Raw genomic sequence first — 7675 nt, 5'->3', positions numbered from 1 at the left:
AACTTTAGACTTTGAACTTATAAACTATGAAACAATACACCGACACACTAATGATGGTAAAACCTGTTAATTTCAGGTTCAATGCCGAAACTGCCTGTAACAATTATTATCAAAAGGTAATTGAAGGGCTCAGTGACGAAAAAGCACAGGAAAAGGCCTTAGAAGAATTCAACTCTTTTGTGTTAAAACTTAAAAGCCGCGGAGTAAATGTAATAGTTGTGGAAGACACAAAAGAACCCGACACTCCTGATTCTATATTCCCGAACAACTGGATCTCATTTCACCAAAACGGAAATATAGCGGTTTATCCGATGTTTGCAAAAAACAGAAGGCTGGAACGCAGAGAAGATGTTTTGGATATATTAGAGTCAAAAGGACTCAGTATTGAAAATGTTATTGATTATTCAGAAGCCGAAGATGACGGATTATTCCTCGAAGGAACAGGGTCTATAGTATTGGATCGTGTAAACAGAAAAGCATATGCTGCCATATCTGAAAGAACCGACGAAGAACTATTCATTGAATTTTGCGAGGACTTTGAATATACTCCCGTAATTTTCACGGCTAATCAAACCGTAAACGGAAACAGAGAGGCCATCTACCACACAAATGTAATGATGACTGTTGCCGATGATTACGCAATTGTATGCCTCGACTCTGTCGATGATAAAAAAGAGAAAAAAGCTCTGGCTAAATCTCTGAAAGAAGACGGTAAGGAAATTATCCCGATTTCAGAAAGTCAGGTAGACCGGTTTGCTGGAAACATGTTGCAGGTTGGAAGTACTGATGGAAATAAATTCCTGGTGATGTCAAAATCAGCTTATGAAAGCTTAACAGAAGGACAGATTGCAGTTATTGAAAAATACAACCCTATAATTTATAGTTCGCTCGATACTATTGAAGCCTGTGGCGGCGGAAGTGCCAGATGTATGATGGCTGAGGTGTTTTTACCGAAAACTGTTTAAATTAATATTATACACTTAAAAAAAAAGGGGATTTCAATACAGAATCCCTTTTTTTATTATTTATATTAGTCTTGTCTCCAAAATTATTTGGATTTACTTAATCTGCATAATAGGTTCCGAAGAGCCGAAATCTATAATTTTCTTTATGATAATAACCGTTTTCTGTTGATAATTATTCATAATGATACAGACCTTAACAGTATCAAAGACATCCTATCTGGAATAAATTTGGAATGGAAATTTTTAAAACCCAAACACTCAAAAAATGTAACAGGGAAAAATCATTGTTAGTTGATAATGCTGCTGAAAGACACCTTATTTTTCGCAAACAATATAAAACCTTTGTGGGAATTTTTACGCGTCAAAAGTACTTAGAAAAATTTGCTCCGGCTTGGAGAGAACATCAAAACAAAAGCAACTTCCCTACAATCTCTTTTCTATAATTATACCAAATTTTAACCCTGAAATCTAAAGGCAAAACCAATCTACTAACAAAGGCTATACAAAATTGGGAGCAAGAAAGATTTTTGTTTTCCAAAAAGTATAGTAGAAAACGTTCGCTCCGCAAAGCCATTTTTTGTATTATTGAAAACCAATTTACAATAAATGGCTTTGCTTTGTAGTGCTTTATCAATTTTTTATATACACCCAACTTTGCAGAAACGTTAAGCAACATTTGGACGAATTGTATAATTACAACTATATCTTTAACGACTAAAAACAATCTTTTACATCTAATAAACAACAATGATCTATACTGCTATATTAATACATCCGGAATTATCCTTTGGCAGATCGGAAGGTGACTTACATATTGAAAATCAAAAAGTAAAAATCATAGTAGAAGATTTTGAATACGAATTTCCATTATCTGAGTTAATTATTGAAACTGGAGGAGCCGGAAATAAATTTGTCTTTCTCAAGTCTAAATACAAAAAAGATATTTCGATTTACACAAAAGATAAACGCATTTTAAACAATTCCATCCTTACTAATACAAAAGCTTTCGTAAACGATATAAAAGAAGCAAAAAAAGGATTGAATGAAGTTTATTGGGGTATTTCTATTGTTGCCGGATTATTTTTATTGCTAGCAACTTCTCTCTACCTGTTTAAGGATAATATGGTTCATAGTTTAGCCAATAAATTACCTGTACAGTGGGAAGAAAAGTTAGGAGATAAATTATTCATTGCAATAGAGAACGATTATGCTTTTTTACATAACGATTCTATTTTAAATGTAATTACAACTACAATAGAACCAATTATTAATGAGGCTAAACAGGAAGGATTTAATCTAGAGTTTTTTGTAATTGAAGATGATAATGTAAATGCATTTGCACTTCCCGGAGGTAAAATTGTAATTAATTCGGGTTTACTTACAAGAGCAGAGTCGTGGGAAGAAGTTGCGGGAGTATTGTCTCATGAAGTTGCACACGTTACGTTAAGACATCATGTACGTGGTGCAATTAGTAAATTAGGAATTTTTACCATCGTATCTTTTTTAATAGGTGATGGTAGTGCTGTTGCAGCCACAGTTACAGAAATGGGGAGTCAATTAGAATCTCTAGCTTACAGCAGATCATTTGAAATAGAAGCTGATAATAAAGGCTGGGAATATTTAAAAAAAGCAAATATAAACCCTTACGGAATGATTACTTTTTTTGAAAAATTAGAAAAAGAAAATGAATCATCAGAATTAGAAAGCCTTATGTCATTTATATCAACACACCCTGATACAAAAGAACGAATTACTTCGTTAAAAAATAAGCCAGAACAAAAAGAAGAATACACCCCTTTAGAATTAAATTACAAAAATTTCAAAGAAGCTATTTTATACGAAATAAATTAACCAATAAATAAATATGGATTTAAAGTTAAAAGGAAAACCTGCTTTTGCACACGCTCAGATTAAGTTAGAGCCGGGAGAGGTTTTTGTTGCCGAATCAGATGCTATGTCAAGTATGTCATCTGAATTAGACATGGAGGCAAAATTTAATGGAGGTTTTTTTAATGCCTTGATAAAGACAGTTTTTGGAGGAGAAACACTGTTTGTAAATTATTTTACAAATAACACATCGAAAACACTAGACCTTACAATTACCCAACCTACACCGGGAGACATGCAAGTAAAAGAGCTTAATGGTGAAAGTTATTGTTTACAACGAGGGTCTTATATTGCTTCTGATTCAACAATTAAATTAGGTGTTAAGTATGCCGGATTGGGTTCGTGGATAGGAGGAGAAGGACTTTTTAAATTAATGGTTTCGGGAAAAGGGAAAGTTGTTTTCGGAGCTTATGGAGGATTACTTGAAAAAGAAGTTAATGGAGAAGTAATTGTTGATACCAGTCACCTTGTTGCTTATGAACCATCTATGAAATTAAAACCACAGTTATCAGGCGGAATAATTGCCAGCATTTTTGGAGGAGAAGGTTTAGTTACCAGAGTTGAAGGAAATGGTAAAATCTTTATTCAAACAAGGAGTGTCTCTGGTTTGGCATCATGGGTTAACAGAAATATTTAAAAAGCATTATGGAAACATTAATTAAAAATGGGTTAGAAACCGAAATACATCTGGGACCAGGTTCTTCGGCTGCAAAAATTGTATTACAACCCGGAGAGCATTTTACTGCTGAAGCCGGGGCTATGATAGCTATGAGTCCTAATGTAAAAATGAAAACAACTACACATAAAAAAAGTTCGGGAGGAATAGGAAAAGCATTAAAAAGAATGCTGTCCGGCGAAAGTTTTTTTATGAATCATTATACAGCTACTGATCTACCGGGAACAGTTTGGCTTGGTACAACTTTAGCAGGAGACATGAAAGTTCACCAGTTAAATGGAGAGGGAATTATTGTGCAAGGAGGATCATATGTAGCATCGTCGCCGGATATTGAAATTGATTTTAATTGGCAAGGGTTTAAAAATCTTTTTTCGAAAGAAGGGATTTTCTGGTTAAACTTAAATGGAAAAGGAACAGTAATATTTAATTCATTTGGCGCAATTTACTCTATAGATATTAATGGTGAATACATTGTGGATACAGGGCATATTGTAGCTTTTGAAGAATCGCTGAATTTTACCTTGTCAAAAGCAGGTAAAAGTTGGATTAGCTCTTTTTTAGGAGGAGAAGGATTAATATGTAAATTTAAAGGAACAGGACGAGTTTGGGTTCAATCTCACAACACATCATCTTTTGGTGCTATTTTAGGTCCTAAATTAAAACCCAGATAGAAATGGAAACAATAGAAAAAAAAGGATTTAAATTTAAGTTTGATTGCAAGCCCGATTATGGTTTTATTACTGTAGATATTCCATCCGGAGAAAAGTTAAAAGTAGAAGCTTCTGCAATGGCCACAATGGATACCAATATTGAGATGAAAACAAAACTAAAAGGTGGTTTTGGTAGATTCTTTACAGGAGAATCGTTGTTTATTAATGAGTTTGAAGCTAAAAATGGTGCCGGAGAAATTCAAATTGCGCCAGGTACACCTGGAGATGTAGAGCATCTTTATTTAAATAATGAGACTATATATCTACAAAATTCTGCTTATGTAGCATCTTCTCTTTCTATTAATGTAGAAACAAAGTTTCAAGGATTAATTAAAGGGTTTTTCTCAGGAGAAAATTTATTTCTGATAAAATGTTCTGGCGAAGGAGATTTGTGGTTTAACTCCTATGGTGGTATTGTAGAAATTGACGTAGAAGATGGCTATGTTGTAGATACAGGACATATCGTTGCATTTACAGATGGATTGGATTACGAAGTCTCATCAGTTGGAGGATATAAATCATTATTTTTCTCAGGAGAAGGCTTGGTTTGTACATTTTCAGGAAAAGGAAAAGTTTGGGTTCAAACAAGAAAAATTTCACCTTTTATAAATTGGATTTACCCATTTAGACCAAAGAAGAACAAAAAATAACTTTTTAAAGGCAGAATATTTTGATTGCTTAATAAAAAAATGGTTATAACACCGGCTAAAAAAATCATATGCGGGAGTTATATGAAATTGAAAATTTCTTCCATTTGAGAAAGTCCGCCCTCCAAAAACAGTTTATTAGAAAATAAGATAATAAACATTTTTTTGGAGGGCTACTTTAAACTTGAAAGATTCTGTCAGTTAAGAATCGTCCAAAGCCACATATACCAGGAACGTTAGAATAAAAATCAACAATGATTAAAAAGCTTTATTTAACTATCACAATAATTTTCATTCACCTAAGTGCTTACTCGCAAAATGCAAGCGTTGAACAATCAAATGTTGGTATTCAGGTAGGATTATTAGGCACATGGATTCATTTTGAATCAAAACTTACTCAAAGTATCACTTTTAGAACTGAGTTTGGATTTGATTTTGATTATTCAAATTCTGAAGGAAGTATTCTGACACCCTCAATTTCAATAGAACCACGGTGGTATTACAACCTAAAAACCAGAAATAATAGATTTAAAAATATAGAAGGTAATTCAGGTAACTTTTTTTCCATAAGAACTACTTTTACTCCAGACTGGTTTGTAATTTCTAAAGATGAATCTGCAAGTGTTTATCCAAGAGTAATAATTGCTCCTACCTGGGGAATGAGGAGATTATTGAGTAAGAAAATCATGTCTGAAATTGGTTTTGGTGTTGGATATTATAAAGAGTATTATTCTAAGTATGATACAGAACAAAGTGAACAAGGTTGGTTTCCCAACCTATACTTAAGAATTGGATTTAATATAAAACGTACACCACCCAGCGGGTATAAGCAATATTTATAATTTGAATTAATTATATAATAAAGTGTTTAAATGAATAACTGAATAACCGCCATAACTTTCATCTTGTACCAATACATTGCAGAAATATAATAAAACAATGAAATTCTGTCAAAACAATTTTTGATGCTTCTATACTAAATTACTAATTTTGCAACCTCATAAAAAATAAAAAATGGATATTCAACAAAATATTAGTATTGGGGTTAAAGAAGCATTAAATACGCTTTATAATTTGGAAATAGAGTCTATAGACTTCCAGCCTACACGAAAAGACTTTGAAGGTGATATTACTTTAGTAGTGTTTCCTTATCTGCGCTCTTCTCGCAAAGGACCTGAACAAACAGCTGAAGAAATTGGTGAATATCTTAAAGAAAAACTTGACGAAGTTGAAAACTTCAATGTAGTTAAAGGCTTTCTGAATCTGGTGATTTCCGACAATCCATACATCTCTTTTATTGAGGGTAATTCAAATATAGGAAATTTTGGTTTTGTTGATGCTGATGAAAATTCCATTTCATCGATGGTTGAATATTCTTCGCCAAACACAAACAAACCTCTGCACTTAGGACATATCAGAAACAATTTACTGGGTTATTCTGTTTCTGAAATCTTAAAAGCAAGTGGCAGGAATGTTGCTAAAACACAAATTATCAACGACCGTGGTATCCACATTTGTAAGTCGATGCTGGCATGGCAAAAATTTGGAAACGGCGAAACACCTGAATCTACAGGTTTAAAGGGCGATAAATTAGTGGGGAACTACTACGTGGCTTTCGACAAAGCTTACAAGGAAGAAATTAACAAACTTGTAGCTGACGGAATGGATAAGGAGCAAGCCGAGAAAGAAGCTCCTATATTCAAAGAAGCTCAGGAAATGCTTCGCCAGTGGGAAGCAAAAAATCCGGAAGTACTTAACCTTTGGGAAACCATGAACCAATGGGTTTACGACGGGTTTAATGTTACATATAAAAACCTGGGGGTTGATTTCGACAAAAACTATTACGAATCAAACACCTACCTTTTAGGAAAAGAAGTAGTTGCCGAAGGACTGGAAAAAGACGTTTTTTATAAAAAAGAAGACGGATCAGTATGGTGTGATTTAACCGAAGAAGGTTTAGATCATAAAATTGTACTGCGTTCTGACGGAACTGCCGTATACATGACTCAGGATATTGGAACAGCAATCGAACGTCATAATGAGTTTGGGTTTAACGAAATGATTTACACTGTTGGTAATGAACAGGATTATCACTTCAAGGTTTTATTCCTTATTCTCAAAAAACTCGGTTTCGATTGGGCAGAGAAACTTTATCATCTGTCATACGGGATGGTTGACCTTCCTTCGGGAAAAATGAAATCGAGAGAAGGTACTGTTGTTGATGCTGATGACTTAATGGCCGAAATGACAGACACCGCCAGAACCATTTCTCAGGAACTGGGGAAACTGGAAGGATATAGTGAAGAAGAGAAAGAATCGCTGTACAAAACAATTGGATTGGGAGCTTTAAAGTATTTCATGCTGAAAGTAGATCCAAAGAAAAGAATGCTTTTCAATCCTGAAGAATCTGTAGATTTCAACGGAAATACGGGTCCTTTCATACAGTATACGCACGCGAGAATTAAATCTGTATTGCGTAATGCAGGAGAAACTGAAAAGGCCGATTACGCAGGATTAAAACTTCACGAAAAAGAGAAGGAACTGGTTAAGCACCTGATGACATACCCAAATGTTATCCAGTTAGCTGCAAACAACCATTCTCCGGCGCTTATTGCCAATTTTAGCTATGATTTAGTGAAGCTTTACAATACATTCTATCAAAATGTATCGATATTAAAGGCTGAAAACGATACATTAAAATCATTCAGGTTAGATTTATCAAAATTAACAGCGAACGTAATTGCATCATCAATGAACATGCTGGGAATTGATGTTCCTGAAAGGATGTAA

At 34.0% G+C, this 7675-nt stretch carries 7 protein-coding genes; all 7 read left to right on the top strand.

Annotated features, from left to right (window positions below; all coding sequences use genetic code 11):
• Positions 1-26: 26 nt before the first annotated feature.
• The 7 genes from ABFR62_11955 to argS all read left to right on the top strand — a co-directional run bounded on the left by ABFR62_11955 (position 27) and on the right by argS (position 7675).
• On the top strand, positions 27-965 hold the full coding sequence (locus tag ABFR62_11955; protein ID MEN8139135.1) for an arginine deiminase-related protein: 939 nt from the start codon (positions 27-29) through the stop codon (positions 963-965).
• Between the two features lie 747 nt (positions 966-1712).
• Positions 1713-2816, top strand: a complete 1104-nt coding sequence (locus ABFR62_11950; GenBank protein ID MEN8139134.1) for a M48 family metallopeptidase — start codon at positions 1713-1715, stop codon at positions 2814-2816.
• Between the two features lie 13 nt (positions 2817-2829).
• The gene (locus tag ABFR62_11945) at positions 2830-3489 is read left to right on the top strand and encodes a TIGR00266 family protein (protein MEN8139133.1); all 660 of its coding nucleotides are present in this window, start codon (positions 2830-2832) and stop codon (positions 3487-3489) included.
• An 8-nt stretch (positions 3490-3497) separates the two neighbouring features.
• Positions 3498-4199, top strand: a complete 702-nt coding sequence (locus ABFR62_11940; protein MEN8139132.1) for a TIGR00266 family protein — start codon at positions 3498-3500, stop codon at positions 4197-4199.
• Positions 4200-4201: 2 nt separating this feature from the next.
• Complete coding sequence (locus ABFR62_11935; protein ID MEN8139131.1) at positions 4202-4888, top strand: TIGR00266 family protein; 687 nt, start codon at positions 4202-4204, stop codon at positions 4886-4888.
• A gap of 251 nt (positions 4889-5139) precedes the next feature.
• On the top strand, positions 5140-5727 hold the full coding sequence (locus ABFR62_11930; protein MEN8139130.1) for a hypothetical protein: 588 nt from the start codon (positions 5140-5142) through the stop codon (positions 5725-5727).
• Positions 5728-5899: 172 nt separating this feature from the next.
• Entirely contained in the window at positions 5900-7675 is a 1776-nt protein-coding gene (gene argS, locus ABFR62_11925; protein MEN8139129.1) for an arginine--tRNA ligase, read from the top strand.

The organism is Bacteroidota bacterium, from assembly GCA_039714315.1.
GTDB lineage: Bacteria > Bacteroidota > Bacteroidia > Flavobacteriales > JADGDT01 > JADGDT01.
Note: the sequence above shows the minus strand (reverse complement) of the source record. Positions and strands in the feature narration are given on the sequence as shown.

Bases quoted from the DNA above. Each gene is read 5' to 3' on its own strand.
- ABFR62_11955 (MEN8139135.1), top strand. From the start codon at position 27: ATGAAACAATACACCGACACACTAATGATGGTAAAACCTGTTAATTTC.
- ABFR62_11950 (MEN8139134.1), top strand. From the start codon at position 1,713: ATGATCTATACTGCTATATTAATACATCCGGAATTATCCTTTGGCAGA.
- ABFR62_11945 (MEN8139133.1), top strand. From the start codon at position 2,830: ATGGATTTAAAGTTAAAAGGAAAACCTGCTTTTGCACACGCTCAGATT.
- ABFR62_11940 (MEN8139132.1), top strand. From the start codon at position 3,498: ATGGAAACATTAATTAAAAATGGGTTAGAAACCGAAATACATCTGGGA.
- ABFR62_11935 (MEN8139131.1), top strand. From the start codon at position 4,202: ATGGAAACAATAGAAAAAAAAGGATTTAAATTTAAGTTTGATTGCAAG.
- ABFR62_11930 (MEN8139130.1), top strand. From the start codon at position 5,140: ATGATTAAAAAGCTTTATTTAACTATCACAATAATTTTCATTCACCTA.
- argS (MEN8139129.1), top strand. From the start codon at position 5,900: ATGGATATTCAACAAAATATTAGTATTGGGGTTAAAGAAGCATTAAAT.